The organism is Microlunatus sp. YIM B11417 (genome assembly GCF_059617205.1).
On the sequence record NZ_JCAMPJ010000001.1, the window covers coordinates 133,650 to 152,857 of the forward strand.

Annotated in this window: 17 protein-coding genes; 12 read left to right on the top strand and 5 right to left on the bottom strand. The window is 70.1% G+C overall.

Going from position 1 to position 19,208, the window contains the following annotated elements; genetic code table 11:
* Positions 1 to 67: 67 nt before the first annotated feature.
* The 7 genes from AC6CCG_RS00655 (at position 68) to AC6CCG_RS00685 (ending at position 7,985) form a co-directional block, all read left to right on the top strand.
* Positions 68 to 1,054 (top strand): hydroxyacid dehydrogenase, encoded by a 987-nt coding sequence (locus tag AC6CCG_RS00655; protein ID WP_496652502.1) that lies wholly within the window; start codon positions 68 to 70, stop codon positions 1,052 to 1,054.
* A complete protein-coding gene (locus AC6CCG_RS00660) occupies positions 1,051 to 2,175 on the top strand; it encodes a mandelate racemase/muconate lactonizing enzyme family protein (protein WP_496652503.1) in 1,125 nt (374 codons plus the stop codon). Before AC6CCG_RS00655 ends, AC6CCG_RS00660 begins: the two co-directional genes overlap by 4 nt.
* The gene (locus AC6CCG_RS00665; RefSeq protein WP_496652504.1) at positions 2,159 to 2,977 is read left to right on the top strand and encodes a sugar phosphate isomerase/epimerase family protein; all 819 of its coding nucleotides are present in this window, start codon (positions 2,159 to 2,161) and stop codon (positions 2,975 to 2,977) included. Before AC6CCG_RS00660 ends, AC6CCG_RS00665 begins: the two co-directional genes overlap by 17 nt.
* 217 nt (positions 2,978 to 3,194) lie before the next feature.
* Positions 3,195 to 5,495 (top strand): ATP-dependent zinc metalloprotease FtsH, encoded by a 2,301-nt coding sequence (ftsH, locus tag AC6CCG_RS00670; RefSeq protein WP_496652506.1) that lies wholly within the window; start codon positions 3,195 to 3,197, stop codon positions 5,493 to 5,495.
* Positions 5,492 to 6,097, top strand: coding sequence for a GTP cyclohydrolase I FolE (gene folE, locus AC6CCG_RS00675; protein WP_496652507.1), 606 nt, complete (start codon positions 5,492 to 5,494; stop codon positions 6,095 to 6,097). The genes ftsH and folE overlap by 4 nt, the downstream gene beginning before the upstream one ends.
* 54 nt (positions 6,098 to 6,151) lie before the next feature.
* Positions 6,152 to 6,904: a hypothetical protein gene (locus tag AC6CCG_RS00680; RefSeq protein ID WP_496652508.1), complete on the top strand. Its 753-nt coding sequence runs from the start codon at positions 6,152 to 6,154 to the stop codon at positions 6,902 to 6,904.
* Positions 6,905 to 7,088: 184 nt separating this feature from the next.
* Positions 7,089 to 7,985, top strand: a complete 897-nt coding sequence (locus AC6CCG_RS00685) for a hypothetical protein (RefSeq protein WP_496652510.1) — start codon at positions 7,089 to 7,091, stop codon at positions 7,983 to 7,985.
* Between the two features lies 1 nt (position 7,986).
* Here the strand turns inward: AC6CCG_RS00685 and AC6CCG_RS00690 are convergent, their stop codons facing one another.
* Genes AC6CCG_RS00690 through AC6CCG_RS00710 form a run of 5 tightly spaced genes read right to left on the bottom strand, consistent with a single transcriptional unit; the run spans position 7,987 to position 13,409 of the window.
* The gene (locus AC6CCG_RS00690) at positions 7,987 to 9,123 is read right to left on the bottom strand and encodes a neutral zinc metallopeptidase (protein WP_496652511.1); all 1,137 of its coding nucleotides are present in this window, start codon (positions 9,121 to 9,123) and stop codon (positions 7,987 to 7,989) included.
* 44 nt (positions 9,124 to 9,167) lie between these two features.
* Positions 9,168 to 10,238, bottom strand: a complete 1,071-nt coding sequence (locus AC6CCG_RS00695; protein ID WP_496652512.1) for a mandelate racemase/muconate lactonizing enzyme family protein — start codon at positions 10,236 to 10,238, stop codon at positions 9,168 to 9,170.
* A 13-nt stretch (positions 10,239 to 10,251) separates the two neighbouring features.
* Positions 10,252 to 11,160: a 5-dehydro-4-deoxyglucarate dehydratase gene (locus tag AC6CCG_RS00700; protein ID WP_496652513.1), complete on the bottom strand. Its 909-nt coding sequence runs from the start codon at positions 11,158 to 11,160 to the stop codon at positions 10,252 to 10,254.
* 9 nt (positions 11,161 to 11,169) lie between these two features.
* On the bottom strand, positions 11,170 to 12,081 hold the full coding sequence (locus AC6CCG_RS00705; protein WP_496652514.1) for an NAD-dependent epimerase/dehydratase family protein: 912 nt from the start codon (positions 12,079 to 12,081) through the stop codon (positions 11,170 to 11,172).
* 2 nt (positions 12,082 to 12,083) lie between these two features.
* Positions 12,084 to 13,409: a Gfo/Idh/MocA family protein gene (locus tag AC6CCG_RS00710; RefSeq protein WP_496652515.1), complete on the bottom strand. Its 1,326-nt coding sequence runs from the start codon at positions 13,407 to 13,409 to the stop codon at positions 12,084 to 12,086.
* A gap of 203 nt (positions 13,410 to 13,612) precedes the next feature.
* Between AC6CCG_RS00710 and AC6CCG_RS00715 the strand changes: the two genes are divergently transcribed.
* The 5 genes from AC6CCG_RS00715 (at position 13,613) to AC6CCG_RS00735 (ending at position 19,138) form a co-directional block, all read left to right on the top strand.
* Positions 13,613 to 14,620, top strand: coding sequence for a LacI family DNA-binding transcriptional regulator (locus tag AC6CCG_RS00715; RefSeq protein WP_496652516.1), 1,008 nt, complete (start codon positions 13,613 to 13,615; stop codon positions 14,618 to 14,620).
* Between the two features lie 259 nt (positions 14,621 to 14,879).
* Positions 14,880 to 16,193 carry an ABC transporter substrate-binding protein gene (locus AC6CCG_RS00720; protein ID WP_496652517.1) on the top strand — a complete coding sequence of 438 codons (1,314 nt, stop codon included), beginning with the start codon at positions 14,880 to 14,882 and terminating at the stop codon, positions 16,191 to 16,193.
* 31 nt (positions 16,194 to 16,224) lie between these two features.
* Positions 16,225 to 17,157: a carbohydrate ABC transporter permease gene (locus tag AC6CCG_RS00725; protein ID WP_496652518.1), complete on the top strand. Its 933-nt coding sequence runs from the start codon at positions 16,225 to 16,227 to the stop codon at positions 17,155 to 17,157.
* Entirely contained in the window at positions 17,150 to 18,058 is a 909-nt protein-coding gene (locus AC6CCG_RS00730; RefSeq protein WP_496652519.1) for a carbohydrate ABC transporter permease, read from the top strand. Before AC6CCG_RS00725 ends, AC6CCG_RS00730 begins: the two co-directional genes overlap by 8 nt.
* Before the next feature lie 24 nt (positions 18,059 to 18,082).
* On the top strand, positions 18,083 to 19,138 hold the full coding sequence (locus tag AC6CCG_RS00735; protein ID WP_496652520.1) for a M24 family metallopeptidase: 1,056 nt from the start codon (positions 18,083 to 18,085) through the stop codon (positions 19,136 to 19,138).
* The last annotated feature ends 70 nt before the right edge of the window (positions 19,139 to 19,208 follow it).

The following is a 19,208-nucleotide window of genomic DNA, read 5'->3' on the forward strand; positions in this document are numbered from 1 at the left end:
TTGGACGGGTATCGCTCTCGCCTCGTACGGTACCCAGGACGCCGAGACGACCCGAGGAGCCGCCCCGATGACGACCCTGGCGATGGCCATGACCCCGACCCGCGCCGCCGATGTCTGTGACGACGAGACGCGCGCCCTGCTCGAGGATCGCTTCGAGGTGCGCTGGGCCGGTGATCACCTGGACCAGGCCGAGGCGGCCCGGCTGGCCGACGGGGCCGAGATCATGATCACCAGCTGGGGCACGCCGTCCCTGCCGGCCGGCCTGTTCGGCGAGACCGGGCCCAGGATCGTTGCGCACGCCGCCGGCACGGTGAAGCGGCTGGTGCCGGCCGAGCTGGTCGGTGACCGGCTGACCGTGTTCTCCGCGGCCACTCGGATCGCGTGGTCGGTCGGCGAGTACTGCCTGGCCGCCTGCCTCACGCTGCACCGGCGGCTGCCGTCCTACGACGCCCGGACCCGGGCCGGCGGCTGGAAGCCGGCCGGCGAGTTCCGGGGCCGGGAGCTGCGCGGGCGTACGGTCTCGCTGATCGGCGCCTCGTCCACCGCGCGCGCGTTCCGCAGCCTGCTGGCACCGTTCGGGGCGCGGGTGCTGGTGTACGACCCGTACCTTGATCAGGAGCGGGCCCGCGAGCTGGACGTCACCCCGGTCGACCTGCCGGCAGCCATGAACGCCGACGTGGTGTCGATCCACGTACCCGATCTGCCGGCCACCAAGGGCATGATCACCGCGGACCTGCTGGCCCGAATCCCGGACGGCTCGGTCTTGATCAACTCGGCCCGGGCCGGCGCCGTCGACCAGGCCGCGCTGGAGCACGAGGCGCTGTCCGGGCGGCTCCGGATCGCCTTGGACGTCTACGATCCCGAGCCGGCTCGGCTGTCGCCCGAGCTGATCGCCTCGCCGGACGTCCTGCTCACGCCGCACATCGCCGGTGACTCGGTGGAAGGCCACCTGGCCCTGGTCCGGTACGTCCTCGACGACGTGATCGGCTTCCTCGACGACGGTTCGCACGGGCCGAGCTGGGTCGACCCGGAGCGCTGGAGTCTGCTCGCATGACCAAGATCAGCACGATCAGCAAGGTCGAGACCTTCGTCGTGCCGGTGCCGTTCGCGCACGCGTTCAAGATCGGCAGCGGTACGGTGAGCGAACCCGACCGCACCGGCGACGTGATCTTCGTCAAGCTGACCACCGACGACGGAGCGACCGGCTGGGGCGAGCAGCGGGCGCTGCCCAGCTGGAGCTACGAGACCGCCGACACGATCACGGCCGTGATCAACAACAACCTGGCGCCGCTGCTGATCGGCACCGATCCGTTCGCCGTGGAATCCTTCCATCGCAGGGCGGACCGGGCGCTCAGCCCGTCGGTGTCGAACGGCTTCCCGTTCGCCCGGGCCGCGGTCGACCTGGCCCTGCACGACGTCGCCGGGAAGCTGGCCGGGCTGCCCGTGCACGCGCTGCTCGGCGGTGCCGTGCACACCGAGATCCCGCTCTGCTCGGCGATCGGCATCGACGCTCCGGAGGCGATGGCGGAGCGGGTCCGGGGCAGTGCCGCCTACCACGCGTACAAGATCAAGATCGGTGGCGACGTGGTCGCCGACGCCGCGGCCCTGCGGGCGGTCACGGAACCCGCCGCCGGCAAGCCGATCTGGCTGGACGCCAACCAGTCCTACCGGCCGTCGTCGCTACACCAGCTGCTGCAGGAGATCGCGGACGTACCGCAGCTGTACTGCGTGGAACAGCCGGTGCCGAGCACCGACTGGGCCGGGATGATCAAGGTCCGGGAGCGGTCGCCGCTGCCGGTCGCGATCGACGAGGGCAGCTTCACCGCCGCCGACCTGGCCCGGACCGCGGTGCTCGGCGGGGCGGATCTGGTCGTGATCAAGGTCTGCAAGGCTGGCGGGTTGCGGCAGGCGCTGCGCACCGCGGCGGTCGCGAAGGCCCACGGGCTGGAGATCCTGGCCAGCGGCCTGACCGACTGCGGTGTCGGGTTCGCCGCCGCGCTGCATCTGTTCAGCCTGCTCGACCTGGCTCTGCCGGCCGAGCTGAACGGCCCCGAACTGCTGGCCGACCTCTATGTCGGGGGACTGGAGATCACCGACGCGATCGCCACCGTGCCGAACGGGCCCGGCCTTGGCGTCGACGTGGACGAGGAGCGCATCCGTGGCACCGCACGTTGATCATGATCACGCACCGGAACCGCTGTGGGCGGTGTTCAGCAAGCCGTGGGCCGGCGAGGCGCCCGGGCCCTTGGGCGAGCGGCTGGCCGGGCTGGGGTTCCGCGGCGCGGAGGTGCCGGTCCGGCCGGGTGCGTACGTCGATCCCGACTCCGCCGGCCGGCTGCTGCCCGGCTTCGTCCGTACCCTCGCCGATCAGCAGGTGACCGTGATCAGCGTCGCCGCCGACCCGATCGAGCCGGTCTTCGCGGCCTGCGCCGAGTCCGGCGTGCCGCTGATCCGGATCATGGCCCCGCTCGGCGACGACGGCTACCGGGCCGGGACCGAGCGGCTGCGTCGCGAGTGGGCCGCGGTCCAGCCGCTGACCGAGCGGTACGGGGTCCGGGTCGGCGTCCAGCCGCACCGCGGCCGGTTCGTCGAGAGCACGCTCGGCGTTCTGCAGTTGATCGACGACCTGGCCGGCTTCGATCTGGTCTGGGACGCGGGACACGACGCCCTGACCGGCGTCGATCCGGTGCTGACGCTGGACCTGGCCTGGCCGCGACTGGGCCTGGTCAACCTCAAGAACGGCCACTACCGGCCGGAGCCGGACGCCGGGCCGGGCCGGGCGCGGTACCGGCACTGGTGGGGTCCGGCCGACTCCGGGATGGCCGACTGGGGCCGGATCCTCGGTCACCTGCGCGACCGTGGCTGGGACCGGCCGATCTGCCTGACGGCCGAGTACTCCGAACCGAGCGACCCGGAAGGGAAGGCCGAACTCGTCCGCGCGGACCTGATCGCCGCCCGCGGCCACTGGAACGCCTGACCTGGAGCTGCCCTACCGGTCAGATCAGGATTTCGCTCTGTGATCCATGCCACTCGCCGGCTGCCCGCGATTTCGCCGAGAGTGATCCGAACCACCGGTCCCGGTCCCGGGTTGGCCGCGAACGATACTCTTGCGTTGCGTACGCGACTTGTGCGTTGCGTACGCGCACACCCAAGGAGCGGTGTGGGCTGGATGATTCCGACTCAGCAGGCAGGTTATGAACTTGAAGCGCATTCTCCGCGGGCCCATCCTGTGGATCATTCTGGGCGTCGTGGTGATCGGCCTGCTGCTTGACTTCAGCGGCCGGCTGGCCGGCGGTTTCACCGACGTACCGACGTCGCAGGTGGTCTCCATCATCAACGGCAACGAGCCGTTGAAGGAGGTCAAGCTGATCGATGGCGAGCAGACCATCGAGGTCACCATGGGTGACGGCACGACCAAGTACAAGGCGACCTGGGTCGGCAATCAGGACGATGCGCTGCGCGAGCGGCTGGATCAGCGCTACGCCGAGAAGACGCTGGAGAAGTGGGACGGTGAGAACCCGACGCCGGGCTTCTTTTCGTCCCTGCTCGGCACCCTGATCCCGTTCCTGATCATCGGCGTGCTCTTCTTCTTCCTGCTCAATTCCGTGCAGGGCGGCGGCAGCCGGGTGATGCAGTTCGGCAAGTCCAAGGCCAAGATCGCCAACAAGGACACCCCGAAGACCACGTTCAGCGACGTCGCCGGCTGCGAGGAGGCGATCGAGGAGCTCGAGGAGATCAAGGAGTTCCTGGCCGAGCCCGCGAAGTTCCAGGCGGTCGGGGCCAAGATCCCCAAGGGCGTGCTGTTGTACGGGCCTCCCGGCACGGGTAAGACCCTGCTGGCGCGGGCCGTGGCCGGCGAGGCGGGCGTGCCCTTCTATTCGATCTCCGGCTCGGACTTCGTCGAGATGTTCGTCGGCGTCGGCGCCTCCCGCGTCCGCGATCTCTTCGAGCAGGCCAAGGAGAACGCCCCGGCGATCGTCTTCATCGACGAGATCGACGCCGTCGGCCGGCACCGTGGTGCTGGCATGGGCGGCGGCCACGACGAGCGCGAGCAGACGCTGAACCAGCTGCTGGTCGAGATGGACGGCTTCGACGTCCGCGGCGGCGTGATCTTGATCGCGGCGACCAACCGTCCCGACGTGCTGGACCCGGCGCTGCTGCGGCCGGGCCGGTTCGACCGGCAGATCTCGGTCGAGGGACCGGACCTCAAGGGCCGGTACGCGATCCTGCAGGTGCACGCGGCCGGCAAGCCGATGGCGCCCGATGTCGATCTTGAAGCGGTGGCCCGCCGGACGCCGGGCTTCACCGGTGCCGACCTGGCCAACGTGCTGAACGAGGCGGCCCTGCTGACCGCCCGGCAGAACGCCCGGATGATCACGAACCACTTCCTCGACGAGGCGATCGACCGCGTCGTCGCCGGCCCGCAGAAGCGGAGCCGGTTGATGAACGAGCGGGAGAAGCTGGTCACCGCGTACCACGAGGGCGGCCACGCGCTCGTCGCCGCGGCGCTGCCCGGCACCGACCCGGTGCAGAAGGTGACGATCCTGCCGCGCGGCCGGGCCCTCGGCTACACGATGGTGCTGCCGGAGCAGGACAAGTACTCCAACTCGCGGGCCGAACTCCTTGATCAACTCGCGTACATGATGGGCGGCCGGGCGGCCGAGGAACTCGTCTTCCACGACCCGACCACCGGTGCCAGCAACGACATCGAGAAGGCGACCAATCTGGCCCGCGCGATGGTCACCCAGTACGGGATGACCGAGCGGCTGGGTGCGGTCAAGCTCGGCACCGGCGACGCGGAACCGTTCCTGGGCAGGGATTTCGGCAGCAACCGGGACTACTCGGAGCAGAAGGCTGCCGCGGTCGACGAGGAGGTTGCGGCTCTGATCGCGACCGCGCACCAGGAGGCGTTCGACATCCTGAGCGAGAACCGGGCCGTGCTGGATGATCTGGTCCGTGCCCTGTTCGAGCGGGAGACGCTGGACCGGGAGCAGGTCGCCGAGGTGTTCAAGCCGCTCAAGCTGTGGCCGAAGCGGCCGGCTTGGACCGGGTCGGACCAGCGGCAGCCGTCCAGCATCCCGCCGGTCACCCCGCCGCCGCCGCAGATCGAGGCCCCGTCGCCGAACGGCACCTCCGGCTCGCACGGTTCGCCGGGCGGTACGCCGCTGCCGCCGGGACACCAGCCGGTGCCGCCGGGGCTGCCCGGGCAGCCGCCCGCCGGCGGGCCGGGCACGCCGCCGCAGGGCCAGCCGCCGCTCGATCAGCAGTACGAGCAGCCCCGGTACCACCAGCCGCAGTACCAGCAGCCGTACGGCCAGTACGACCAGCAGACCGGGCAGCCGGCCCCGGAGCAGCAGGGGCAGTCGACCTGGCCGCCGCACCCGCAGCAGCCGTACGGCTACCAGGGTCAGCCGGACGGGCCGGCCGGCAACGGGCAGCCCGGTGACGGGCAGCCGCCGCAGGGCCAGCCGCCGCAGGGACCTGAGCCTCGGTGACCGAGTCGGAACTGGCCGGGCCGGCGCCCGGCGCGTTCGATCATGACCGGATCGCGAAGGCGGTCCGGGAGATCCTGATCGGGATCGGCGAGGACCCGGACCGGGACGGGCTGCGCGAGACGCCGGACCGGGTCGCCCGGTCCTACGCCGAGCTGTTCCGCGGCCTCACCCAGCAGCCCGAGGACGTGCTGGCCACCACGTTCGATCTTGATCATGACGAATTCGTTCTGGTCAAGGACATCGAGGTGTGGAGCTGCTGCGAGCACCACCTGGTGCCGTTCACCGGGGTGGCCCACGTCGGCTACATCCCGAACGCCAACGGCCGGATCACCGGGCTGAGCAAGCTGGCCCGGCTGGTCGACGTGTACGCCAAGCGGCCGCAGGTCCAGGAGCGCCTGACCACCCAGGTGGCCGACGCGATGGTCGAGTTCCTGCAGCCGAGCGGCGTGATCGTCGTCTTCGAGTGCGAACACCTCTGCATGACCATGCGCGGCGTCCGCAAGCCCGGCTCCCGGACCGTCACCAGCGCCGTCCGCGGCCAGCTCCGCAATGCCGCGACGCGCGCCGAAGCCATGTCGCTGATCATGAACGGTCGTCACTGACGGGCTTACCATCGTGTGATGGAGGATTTGCGGGAATCCGACAGACCGATCCGCGTGCGCTGGACCGTTGCGCTCTTCGGCGCGGCGGTGGTGCTGATCGCGGGACACGCGTACACCGTCTTCTACGACGGTCCCGGAGCCACCGTGCTCCGCCCGATCGCCTTCGCCCTGGTGACCGCCGGCATCCTGGCCGGCGTGCTCGGCCTCGTCGTGGCCGCGCCGTTGCTCCAGCATCCGGAGCGCCCCGACAGCCGGCGCCCCATCGTGCTCACCGTGCTCTGTGCCCTCGGCGTCATCGCGGCGGCGGTGATCATGGTGCTGCCGTTCGCGGCCGTCCTGGCCCTGATCGTCGTTGCGGCGACCCAGCTGCGCCACGTCGAGCGCGGCGCGCCGAGCCCGGCGCCGTCGGGCCGGTTCCGGCTCGCGCTGCCGTACTCGCTGGTCGCGTTCGCCCTGGTGCTGCTCGGCGTGCTGGCGGCGGTCGGTGAGCCGGCGGCCGGCTGGACGATGATCGTCTGGGCCGTGACCGGCAGCGTCGCGGCGGTCGCCGTCCCGGTGCTCTGGCGACGGGAGCGTACGCTGCTGGCCGGGCCGCCGCGGCAGATCGTCTGTGCCGGGTTGATCTTGGTCGCCGTCGTCGGCTACGGCCACTGGATGACCGGTCTCGGCGAGGCACCGAGCGGTACGGGTCCCAGCGGGACGATCATCGCGATGGTCGGTCAGCTGGCCGCGGTCGCCGCACTGCTGATCGGAGCGCCGGCCTGGCGGCGGCAGCCCGCCGAGACCGTACCCACGGATCGCGGCTGATCCCGTCCCCGGCCGGCCCCACTTCCCCCAGGGTTCCTGACACTTTGCGCGAGTTGTATCTCATGGGAAGTGCCGGCTTTTCACGTTAACGTGAAAAACATGGGGCCAGAGTGACGACGGAAGGGCGTGGGGCGAGGCGGCCCGATGGGCGACAGGCGGGGGCGGCGGGGCCTACCATCCAGTCATGATGGAGGCGCTGCGTGGCTCCGACACCGCCGCTCGGGCGCGGTGGGCGGCCGCGTTCGTCGGGTCGGCAGTGGTCCTGGTCGCGGGACATGCGTACACGATCTACTACGACGGCGCCGGGGCGGCCGGCCTTCGGATCGTCGCGGTTCTCCTGGTGCTGGCAGGGATCCTGATGGCCACGGTCGGACTCGCTCTGGGCCTGCCGTTACTGGCTCGCACGCTCCGGACGACGGTGCCGGTCAAGGTCCTGGTGATCGCGGCCGGACTTCTGGGGCTCGCCTTTCTCACGATCATGCTGATGATCCCGTACGGCAACCTGATCGCGCTGATGGTGCTCGGCGGCTCACAACTGGCCTATGTCGAACCCGGCGCCCGGCCGACGGACCCGGCCACCCGGTTCCGGATCGCGCTGCCGTTCTCAGCCTCGGTGTTGGTGCTGCTGCTGGTCGGAGTCCTGCACGTCACGCTCCGGAACCCGCTGACCAAGCTGCCGGAGCTCACCCTGGACCAGATCTACGGCCGGCTGGCCGGCGCGGGTGAAACGACCGGCGCACCGGTCATCATCGTGTGGGCGGCGGTCTGGGGACTGCTGGCGCTGGCCTTCCCCGTGTTCTGCCGTCTGGGCCGGAAGCCCACCGTGGCAACCACACGCCGGGTCGTGATCGCCGGCTTGCTGCTGATCGCGATGGCCGGCTACACCCAGTGGATCGCCGGGGCCGGGATGAGCATGTCGATGGCTGACACGTTCGAGGAGTCGCCGAGCGGCGCACCGGCCGCGCCGGGCGGCACGATCATCGCGATGGTGGCGCAGTTCGCGGCTGTGGCTGCGCTGTTCATCGGCTGCCCGGCCTGGCGGCCGCGGCTGGCCGAGCCGGTACCTGCGCCCAGCCGGTGACCTACTTGACCGACTTGGCGCTGGCCTTCCAGGTGTTGCAGCGGCCGAAGTCCGTGCTGTCGTAGCCGCGTTCGAGCCAGCGGACCTGGGCCCGGCTGGTGCCGTGGTCGGCGATCCTGGTCTCCGGCGGGTCCTCGTCGCCGGTGTAGGAATGCCACTCCCGGATCTCGTAGAGGTCGTCGGCGCTGAAGTCGATCGAGTCCGAGGCGTAGGAGAGGAAGACGCCCTCGAAGCACTGCGCCTGCAGCTCCAGCCGGCGGCTCAGCTCCAGCTGCTTGGCGTCGCTCGCCTCGGCCCAGGCGTAGGAGTAGTCCCGGAACATCCCGGCCTCGGCCTGCAGGTGGTGCCCGAACTCGTGCGCCAGCAGGCCGACGTAGCCGAGCCGGGCGAAGGTGTAGGCCTCCCGGTCGTCGTCGCTGGTCTCCGGCCAGTAGATCGTCTGGTCGGCGGAGCAGTAGTAGGCCGGCGAGCCGTCCTGGTCGAGCCGCCCGCAGGGCGACTTCACGGTGCCGTCATAGGTCTTGATCTTGGGCGTGGTGAGGTCGAAGCCGATCTTGTCCAGCGGCTTCCGATAGAGCTCGACCATGCAGTCGACGACGTCCTCCAGGTACGGCTTCAGCCGCGAGTCCTTGAGCGGCGGCTTCGGCCGGCGGACGTCGATCTCGCAGTCGCCGTCGCCGCGGTCGAGCTCGAGGTCGTACAGGGAGTTCTTGATCAACCCGGTGTCCGGGTCCTTCGGCGTCGAGGTCGGCTCGGACGGGGTCGGGGTCGGCTCGGGCCGGCTGGTCTGCGGCTGCTCCGGCGTCGGGCGCTCCGGCGGCGGCGTGGTCGGTGACTCGGTCACCGTCGGGCGCGGCCGCGGCGAGGCGGTCGGCACGTCGCCAAGATCACCGGCGACGTCGCGGATGGCCGAGACCACCCCGGTCGCCACGACGACCGTCCCGATCAGCAGGACGAAGATCGCGATCACCAGCGCCGCGATCAGCCCGCCGCGGCGTGGCGGCTCGGGCGGTGGCGGCGGCAGTGACGGGGGATACCTGGCTCCGGGACCGCCGGCACCCGCGGCAGGTTCCGCGGGCGGACCCCAGGCGGGCCGGCCCGCCGCAGGCCAGCCCGGTGGTCCCGAAGGCTGATTCATTTGCAGTCAGCATAGACAAGCCGGGCCGGGAACGGCAGTCGTGATCAGGCGAAGTCCAGCCCGAGGCCGATCCGGTCGTTCACCCGGACCAGCGGACCGTCCCGGACGACGGGCGTCGGGCCGGTCACCAGGCCCAGCCGCTCGAAGGAGGTGTCCTCGACCTCCTCGACCCAGACCGGCCCCGGCAGTGTCACCGACAGCTGGGCCGACAGGTCCGCCAGCAGGTGTGGGGCCAGCTGCAGTCCGTGGCTGACGGTCAGCTCGGCGATCCGCAGGAACGGGGTGATCCCGCCGACCCGGATCACGTTCGGCTGCACCACGTCGATCCCGCCGGCCATGATCAACTCGGCGAAGCGGTACCGGTGGTGGACGTTCTCCCCGGCCGCGATCGGAATCGATGTGCGGCGCCGCAGCTCCACGTGCGAGGTCGTGTCGTCGGCCCGGACCGGCTCCTCGATCCAGTACGGGTCGAACCGCGCCAACGCCGTCACACCACGCAGCGCGGCCGCCAGATCCCAACGCTGGTTGGCATCCAGCATCAGCTTCACCGTGCGCCCGGTCAGTTCGCGGACCGCCGCGACCCGGTCCAGGTCGCGGTCGAGGTCCGGGCTGCCGATCTTGATCTTGATCGCCCGGTAGCCGGTCGCCAGCCAGCGGCGCACCTGGTCCAGCAGCTCCTCGGTCGAGTAGTGCAGGTTCACCCCGCTGCCGTACCCGGTCAGTTCGCGGTGCCGGACGCCGAGCAGCGACGGCACCGACCGGCCCAGCGTTCGCGCCTGCAGGTCCCAGAGGGCAAGATCGACGCCGGCCATCGCGATCGTGGTGATCCCGCCGCCGCCCGCCTCGTGCAGGTGCTTCCACAGGTCGTCCCAGACGGCCGCCGGATGGGCCGGCTTGCCGATCATGAACGCGGCGATGTCGTGATCGAGCAGCGCCTGCACGGCGGCCGCGCCGATCGTCGGCGTCCAGCTGAACCCGGTCCCGGTCCGGCCGTCGTCCGTGGTCAGTTCGACCACGATCACGTGCACCTCACCGACATCGGGACCCCACGGGCGGGGCAGTGGCGCGGTGAGCAGCCGGGTGCGCAGTCCGGCGACCCTACCCTCCATGATCATGAGCGGCCCGTCATCAGCCGAGGAGGGCGCGACCGCGGGCCAGGATCTCCTTCAGCGCGGCCAGGTCCTCGGCCGGCGGATCGATCAGCGGCGGCCGGACCCCGCCGACCGGCAGTCCGTCGGCGACCACTCCCGCCTTGATCAACGACACGGCGTAGCCGGGCACCTTGTCCCGCAGCGCCACCAGCGGCTCGTAGAACCCGGCCAGCAGCTCCAGCCGGCGTGGCTCGTCGCCCTCGGCCAGCGCCCGGTAGAAGGCGGTGGCGAGCTCCGGCGCCATCGCGAAGGCCGCCGACGAGTAGAGCGGCACGCCGATCGCGCGGTAGGCCGCCTGCGACAGCTCCGCGGTGAGCAGGCCGTTGAAGAACTGGAAGTCGGTCCGCCCGGCGGCCTCGACCGCGAGCACGATCCGCTGCGCCTCGGCAAGATCACCGATGCCGTCCTTGAACCCGACCACCTGCGGGTTCGCCGCCAGCCGCGCCATCGCCCTCGCGGTGAACTTCGCGTTCGCGCGGTGGTAGACGATGATCGGCAACTCGGTCGCGGCGGCCACCGCCTCGACGTAGTTGATCAAGCCGTCGACCGGAGCCGAGACCAGGTAGGGCGGCAACAGCAGCAGCCCGTCGGCACCGGCGCCGGCGGCGGCCTTGGCACAGTCGATCGCGTGCCCGAGCGGCCCGCCGGCGCCGCTGATCACCGGCACGGCGCCGTTCGTCGCCGCCACCGTGGCGCCGACCACGGTGCCCACCTCGGCGACCGAGAGGCTGTGGAACTCCCCGGTGCCGCAGGCGGCGAAGATGCCGCCCGGCCGGTGCTCCAGCCGGGACTGGATCTGCTCGGTGATCAAACCCTCGACGATCGTGGACCGCTCGTCGAACGGAGTGACCGGGAAGAACAGGACCCCATCGAAACTCAACGTCACGGTTGCTCCTCAGGCCTGCGGTTGATCATGGTCGACCAGTTCGGTACGCCAGCTGCGCTCGGGCCGCCAGCCGAGCAGGCGTTCGGCCTTGGCGATCGAGAACGCGGGCTCGGTGCCGGTCAGGCCGGCGGCGAGCCGGTCCGTGCCGGGATGGTACAGCGGCATCAACTCGGCCAGCGGCTTGCGGGCCATCGCGTCCGCGGCTCCGACGTAGAAGACCTCGCCGCCCGGCAGTTCCCCGGCGGCGGCCAGCCAGGTGTCGATGAAGCCGGCGGCGTCCCGGGCGTCGATGTAGTTGAACAGCGACACCGCGGCGAGGGCCGGGTCGTCCAGCCGCTCCCGTACCGTGTGGCCCTGCTGGGTCGGCGCGCCGCGCCACTCCTCGGGAGAGATCACGAAACAGGGCCGGAAGACGCCGAGCCGGACCTTGCCGCCGGTCTGCGCGCTGAACATCGCGACCGTGTGCTCGATGGTCTGCTTGGACAGCGCGTACGCGTTCCAGGGCAGCAGCGGATGATCTTCGTCGATCGGCAGGTAGCGGGGCAGCCAGCCGTGCGGCGAACCGTAGCCGAGCGGGGTCGGGCTGGACGCCACCAGGATCCGGCGGGTGCCGTGTTCGACGGCCGCCTGCAGCGTGGTGAAGGCGATCGTCGCGTTGGTGGTGAAGATGTGCCGCTCCGGCGCCGCGAACGGCACCGCGATCCCGGCCAGGTGGACCAGGCCCTCCGGTCGTACCTCCGCGAAGAGCTCCGCGCAGCCGTCCGGGTCGGTCAGGTCGACCTGCCGCTCGACGACCCCGTCCGGGACCGTACCCTCGGCGGCGCGGAGGTCGACCGAGACCACCTCGTGCCCGCGCTCGGCCAGCCCGGCGACGACGCTGCGGCCGAGCCTGCCGGCGCCGCCCGTGACCACGACCTTCATCGTCAGGCCTCCAACGGCAGGCCGAAGTCGGCCAGCCGCACCGGCAGCCCGGTCTCCAGGCTCTTGTTGCCCGAGACGCCGACCAGGACGCTGCGGATGCCGTCCAGGTAGCCGGCCCTGTGGCCCAGCGGGTCCGCGGCCGGCTCCCGGAACAGGTCGTCCAGCAGCTTCACGTCGCCGCCGCCGTGGCCGCCGGTGCCGGTCGGGATCTCGATCTCCTGGGCCTGCTCCCAGTGCTTCTGCAGCAGGATCCGGGCGCCCTTCGGCCGGACGTCGGCCTGCTCGCCGTCGTCGTTCGCGGACGGGTCGATCGTCGTCGTGGCCGGCCGGACCCAGGAGGACTCGACGACCTCGAGCTCCAGCCGGCCGGCGGTGCCGGTGAAGCCGACCCGGTAGCCCTCCCAGGGCGCGTGCGCGGTCAGGTTGTACGTCAGGTGAGCGCCACCGGAGTAGCCCACCAGCAGGCTCAGGTTGTCCTCGATCGTGATGCCCGGCGCGAACACGTCCTGGTCCCGGTGGTAGCCGTCGGCCTGCTCGGCCTCCAGGTAGAGCCGCCGGTTGGTCTCGTTCGCGGCCAGATCGATGTGGAACGGGTCGGTCGCGGGATCGGTGTCCCGGCTCAGTGCCGGCCGCGCACCGAGGCCGCGGGCGGCCGCGTTCTCCGCGCCGTAGTAGCGCAGGCCGCCGCGTGCGTACACGGACTCGGGCACCTCGCCGAGCCACCAGTTGGCCAGGTCGAAGTGGTGGGTCGACTTGTGCACCAGCAGGCCGCCGGAGTTCTTCTTCTCCCGGTGCCAGCGGCGGAAGTAGTCGGCGCCGTGGGCCGTGTTGAGCAGCCACTCGAAGTGGACCGCCGTCACGGTGCCGATCTCGCCGGCCGCGATCAGCTGGCGGATGATCGAGTTCCGCGGCGAGTAGCGGTAGTTGAACGTCACGGTCAGCGTGCCGGAGGACTTGTCCACCGACTCGACGATCTTGGCGATCCGCTCAGCCGTGGTCGTCATCGGCTTCTCGGTGATCACGTCGAGGCCGCGGTCGAGCGCCGCGCAGATGTAGTCGGAGTGGGTGACGTCCATCGAGGTGACGATGACGCAGTCCGGCTGCTGCTCGTCGAGCATGGTGGCGAAGTCCGAGGCCGCGTACGTGGGCACGTCGGGCGCCCCCGGCTGGTCGGCCCGCAGTTGCTCCACGTGGTACGCCAGCCGGACCGGATTGGTGTCACACAGTGCGACGACCTCGCCGACGTCGGCGTGACTGCCGCTGAGGGCCTTGAGATACATCCGGGCCCGGGATCCGGTGCCGACGAGTGCGTACTTCTTCCTGGTCATGATCGCTGTCTCCCTCGCTGGCTGCGACGCGGTGTGAGTGCCACCTGAGTAACCGATTTCTTCACTCTATTCGGCCTTCCTCGGCAATCGCAAGCCAAACCGTCCCGCCCTGGGCGGCAACCGGATATGCTGCCCGTGACCGGGAAGAGGTGGCGGGGCGACAAGGTAAATCGAGAGACGGCGGGACAGGGAGCAGGGAGATCATGGCGCGTTCGAGGGACAAGACCAGGGTCACCATTGCCGACGTGGCAATAAAAGCTGGGGTTTCCCGAGCAACCGTTTCCCGAGTCATGAACGGTTTGCCGACGGTCGATCGCGAGATCGCCGAACGGGTTCTCAAGGCCGCCGAGCAACTGAACTACACCCCGAGCGCCGCCGCTCGCAGCCTCGCCCTCGGCCGGACCCACACGATCGGCTACATCGTTCCGGACCTGACCAACCCGGCCTTCCACGGCGCGATGCGCGGGCTCAGCCTCGCGGCCGCCAAGGAGGGCTACCGGGTGCTGGTCGCCGACACGGCCGAGCAGGTCGAGGAGGAGCCGATCCTGGCCGTCGAGTCCCGGCGCCGCTGCGACGCGCTGGTGCTCTGTGCGCCGCGGATGCCGGAGGAGGAGCTGCGCCGGCTGTTGCCCGAGCTGGCTCCGGTGGTGCTGCTCAACCGGGAGCCGACCGACGACTCCTCGCCGCTGCTCGGCATCGACTGGGCCTCCGGGATCCGTGACCTGGTCCGGCATCTGATGGGCCTCGGGCACCGCCGGATCGCCTACCTGGCCGGCCCGCCGATCAGTGCGTCCAACGCGGCCCGGCTGCGCGGCTTCGAGAGCTTCGGCGCGAGCATCGAACTGGTGTCGATCCCCTGTGGCGCGATGTTCGCCGACGGGCACGCCGCGGCCGGCGAAGTGCTCGACTCGGGGGCGACCGCGGTGATCGCGTTCAACGACGTGGTGGCGCTCGGGCTGCTCGGTGCGCTGCACGAGCTGGGCGTCGAGGTGCCGGACCGGCTCTCCGTCGCGGGCTTCGACGACATCCCGTTCGCCCAGTTCACCAGTCCCGCCCTGACCACGGCCTCGGTGCCGCAGATGGAGCTGGGCGAGCTGGCCTGGGAGAGCCTGTGGGCGATGCTGAACGGGCGCAAGCCCGAACGCAGCGCGATGTTCCGGCCACGGTTGGTCGCCCGGAGCAGCACCGCCCGCGCCGCCAAGCTTTCTTGATCAACAGCCGACAGGCTCAGGGGCGTTGCGAGGCGGACGTTACGGAATCGTTTTCTCGGGCTCGCGGATCGTGAGTGAAGATCGCAGGAGGAACCGGTCCGCGCTGCATCCTGCCTGATCGGCCGCTGGGCCGTGGAGTAACGGAAATCCGTGGAATCGTCGCTACCGAGCGGCATTGACAGGATCGCCGCGCGACTGTTAGAAAGCGGTTACTGAGCCCCGCTCAGTCCCGCAATCTCTCGGGAAGGACGAGTCGACGATGATTCCTGGAAGGGCCACCGCGCCCACAACCCTCGGCCGCCGAGCGCTGCTCGGCCTCGGCCTCTCCGCCGGGCTGGTCGCCGCCACCGGCTGCGGCCGCAGCCAGAGCACCGGCGGTGGCGGCGCCACCGGCAAGCTCCGCGCCACCTGGTGGGGCAACGAGACCCGGCAGGCCAACACGCTCAAGATCATCGAGGCGTTCAAGGCCGTCAAACCGGACGTCACCGTCAGTCCGGAGTTCGGCGACTGGAACGCCTACTGGGACAAGCTCGCCACCCAGGTCGCCGGCAATGACGCGCCCGACATCATCCAGATGGACGAGAAGTACGTGCGGGAGTACGGCGGCCGCGGCGCGCTGCTGGACCTCAACGGCAAGGTCGACGTGTCCAAGTTCGCGCCGGGTACGGTCGAGCCGGGCCAGACCGACACCGGCCTGATGGCGATCAACGCCGGGGTCAACGCGCCGGTCGCGATGGTCCACCCGAAGGTCTTCGCCGCGGCGGGCGTCGAGCCGCCGGACGACAAGAGTTGGACCTGGGACGACCTGATCAAGATCTCGGCCGCGGTCACGAAGGGCAGCCCCGACGGCACCTACGGGATGGGGTCGATGATCTCCAACGACGCCGCCTTCAGTGCGTTCCTCCGGCAGCGCGGCAAGGCGCTGTTCACGGCCACCGGGCTCGCCTTCGACGTCGCCGACGCCACCGACTGGTACACGTACAACCTGGAGGTGATGAACGCCAAGGCCGGCCAGCCGGCCAGTGTGGTGGCGGAGGAGGACGGCCAGTCGCTGGATCAGGGCGCGTTCGCGACCGGCCGGCTCGGCTTCGGCTTCGCCTGGTCCAACCAGGTCAGCGCCTACGACAACGCCTCCGGCGAGAACATCGCGCTGCTCAGGTACCCGAGCGAGGCAGGCCAGGCCGGCGAGGCCAAGCTCTGGTACAAGGCCTCGCAGTTCTGGTCGATCTCGGCGAAGACCGCCGATCCGGACGCTGCCGTCGCCTTCGTCAACTTCCTGGTCAACTCGACCGAGTCGGGCAAGATCGGGTTGACCGAGCGCGGCGTGCCGCCGAACACCGAGGTCCGGGCGGCCATCGAGTCCTCGCTGAACGCGTCGGACAAGAAGGTGATCGCCTTCCTGGACGCGATCAAGCCGGAGCTCGGCGACGCCCCGCTGGCACCGCCGATCGGGGCCGGGAACCTGCCCGACGTGGTCAAGCGGTACGGCCAGGAGGTGCTGTTCGGTCAGTCCAAGCCGGCCGACGCCGCGGCGAAGATGATCGACGAGATCAACGCCAATATCCAGAAGTAGCTCTCATGATCACGGCGGAGGGGGTGACGCGATGAGCGTTGTCGGCGAGCTCAGCGCGCTGAGCCAGGGGAAGAAGGGCGGCAAGGAGGAGACACCGGACAACAAGGTCGCCTATCTGTTCCTGGCGCCCTGGTTGATCGGGCTGTTCGGGATCACGATCGGCCCGATGATCGCGTCGCTGGTGCTGTCCTTCACGGACTACAACCTGATCCAGCCGCCGAAGTGGGTCGGCCTGGAGAACTTCGTCGCGATGGCGAACGACGCGCGGCTGCTCAACTCGCTCCGGGTCACCTTCGTGTACGTGATCGTCTCGGTGCCGCTGCAGTTGGCGCTGGCGCTGGGGATCGCGATCCTGCTGGATCGCGGGATGCGCGGGTTGGCCTTCTATCGTTCGATCTTCTACCTGCCTTCGCTGCTCGGCTCCTCGGTCGCGGTGGCGATCCTGTGGCGACAGATCTTCGGCACCACCGGCCTGGTCAACCAGCTGCTGCAGTTCCTCGGCGTCCAGTCGCCGCCGGGCTGGATCTCCAACCCGGACACGGCGCTCGGCACGATCATCCTGCTGCACATCTGGACGTTCGGCTCGCCGATGATCATCTTCCTGGCCGGGCTGCGGCAGATCCCGCGGATGTACTACGAGGCGGCCGAGGTGGACGGCGCCAGCCGGTGGACCCGGTTTCTCAGCATCACGCTGCCGTTGCTGTCGCCGATCATCTTCTTCAACCTGGTGCTGCAGATCATCGGCGCGTTCCAGTCCTTCACGCAGGCGTTCATCGTCTCCGGCGGTTCCGGTGGTCCGTCCGACTCGACGATGTTCTACACGCTTTACCTGTATCAGAAGGGATTCGGCCAGTTGGACATGGGCTACGCCTCGGCGATGGCCTGGCTGCTGGTCGTGATCATCGCGGGCTTCACCGCGATCAACTTCCTGGCCGCCAAGTATTGGGTGTTCTACGATGACTGAACTGATCGAGGCCGACCGTACGAAGGCCGCACCGACGCCGGTGCACCACTACCGGCACCGGGCCCGGCCCGCCGGATCGGTGATCAGGTCGGTGCTGAAGCACGTGCTCATGATCGCCGCCGGCGTCCTGATGATCTACCCGTTGCTCTGGATGGCGGTCAGCTCGCTGCGGCCGAACGAGTTGATCTTCCGGCAGCCGGGCCTGTGGCTGACCAGCCTGAACGTGGAGAACTACCAGCTGGGGTGGAACGCGCTGGCGTACCCCTTCGGGCAGTATCTGGCGAACTCGGCGATCGTCGTGCTCGGCTCCATCCTGGGCAACCTGGTGTCCTGCTCGCTCGCCGCGTACGCCTTCGCCCGGCTCCGGTTCAAGCTGCGCCGGCTCTGGTTCGCCATGATGCTGCTGACGATCATGCTGCCGTTCCACGTCACCGTCGTGCCGCAGTACATCATGTTCTCGCAGATGGACTGGGTGAACACGTTCTGGCCGCTGCTGGTGCCGAAGTTCCTGGCCACCGACGCGTTCTTCGTGTTCCTCATGGTCCAGTTCATCCGCGGCATCCCGACCCAGCTGGACGAGGCGGCCCGGCTGGACGGCTGTGGCCACATCAAGATCTTCGGCTACATCATCCTGCCGCTGATGGTGCCGGCCCTGGCCACCACCGCGATCTTCACGTTCATCTGGACCTGGAACGACTTCTTCACGGCCCTCATCTACCTGACCGCCCCGGACATGTTCACGGTGCCGATCGCGCTGCGCTCGTTCATCGACTCGACCGGCGGCAGCAACTGGGGCGCGATGTTCGCGATGTCGGTGATCTCGCTGCTGCCGATCTTCCTGGCGTTCCTCTTCGGACAACGGTTCCTGATCAAGGGAATCGCCACCACCGGGTTGAAGTGACGCGAACTGAAGTGAGGCTCGAGCATGACTGAACGGACCGTCGACGAACATGCGATCAAACGGGACCGGCTGCTGAAGATCATCGCGGACCAGGGAGCGGGCCGGCTGCTGTTGACCTCGCAGCCGGCCCTGGCCTGGTATCTCGACGGGGCGCGGGTGCACGTCAACCTCGCGGCTCCGCCGATCGTCGCCGTGCTGGTCTCGGCCGACGGCGACGAGGTGATCCTGACCGGCAACGAGGCGGCCCGGTTGCGCGACGAGGAGTTGCCGGCCGGTGTCGGGCTCCGTGAGCTCGCCTGGTCCGAGCTGCCGGCCGGGATCGACCTGGAGCCGGACACGCTGCACGAGGATCAGGTCGCCGACCAGGTGCGGGCGGCCAGGGCGCCGTTGCTGCCGGGGGAGGTCGCGCGGTATCGGGACCTGGGCCGGGACGCGGCCCGGGTGATGACCGAGGTGCTCAGCGCCCGGACGCCGGCCGACACCGAGCGCGCGGTCGCCGCCGCCCTCACCGGCGCCCTGGTCGAGGTCGGCGCGGAGCCGCTGGTGGTGCTGATCGGGGGAGTCGACCGGCTGCCGTACCGGCATCCGCTGCCGACCCCCGACCCGGTCGGCCGCCGCTTCATGGCGGTGCTGGGTGCCCGCCGGCACGGCCTGGTGATCAACCTGACCCGCTGGGTCCGGTTCGGGCCCGCCGAGCCGGGGGAGCAGGACGCGGACGAGCGGATCCTCGCCGTGGAGGCGGGCTTCCTGGCCGCGACCGTACCCGGCAGCACGCTCGGCGAGGCCTTCCGGGCCGGCTGCGCCGGCTATGCCGCGAACGGCTTCCAGTCCGACGAGTGGCAGCGGCACCACCAGGGCGGCATCGCCGGCTACAACGGCCGGGACCCGCGCGCGACCGTCGGCGCCGCGGATCGGATCGTCGCCGACCAGGCCTTCGCCTGGAACCCGACCGCCCCCGGCTGCAAGGTCGAGGACACCGTGCTCCGCACCGCAGCGGGCTTCGAGGTCCTCACCGCCGACCCCGCCTGGCCCACCACCCCCGTGGCCGACCTTCCCCGCCCCGTCCCCCTCCCCCTCTGAAATCCGCCGACCGGTCAGAAGAGCAGGCGTTCTGGCGGCGTGTCGCTGCAGAACTGACCGGTCGGCGAAG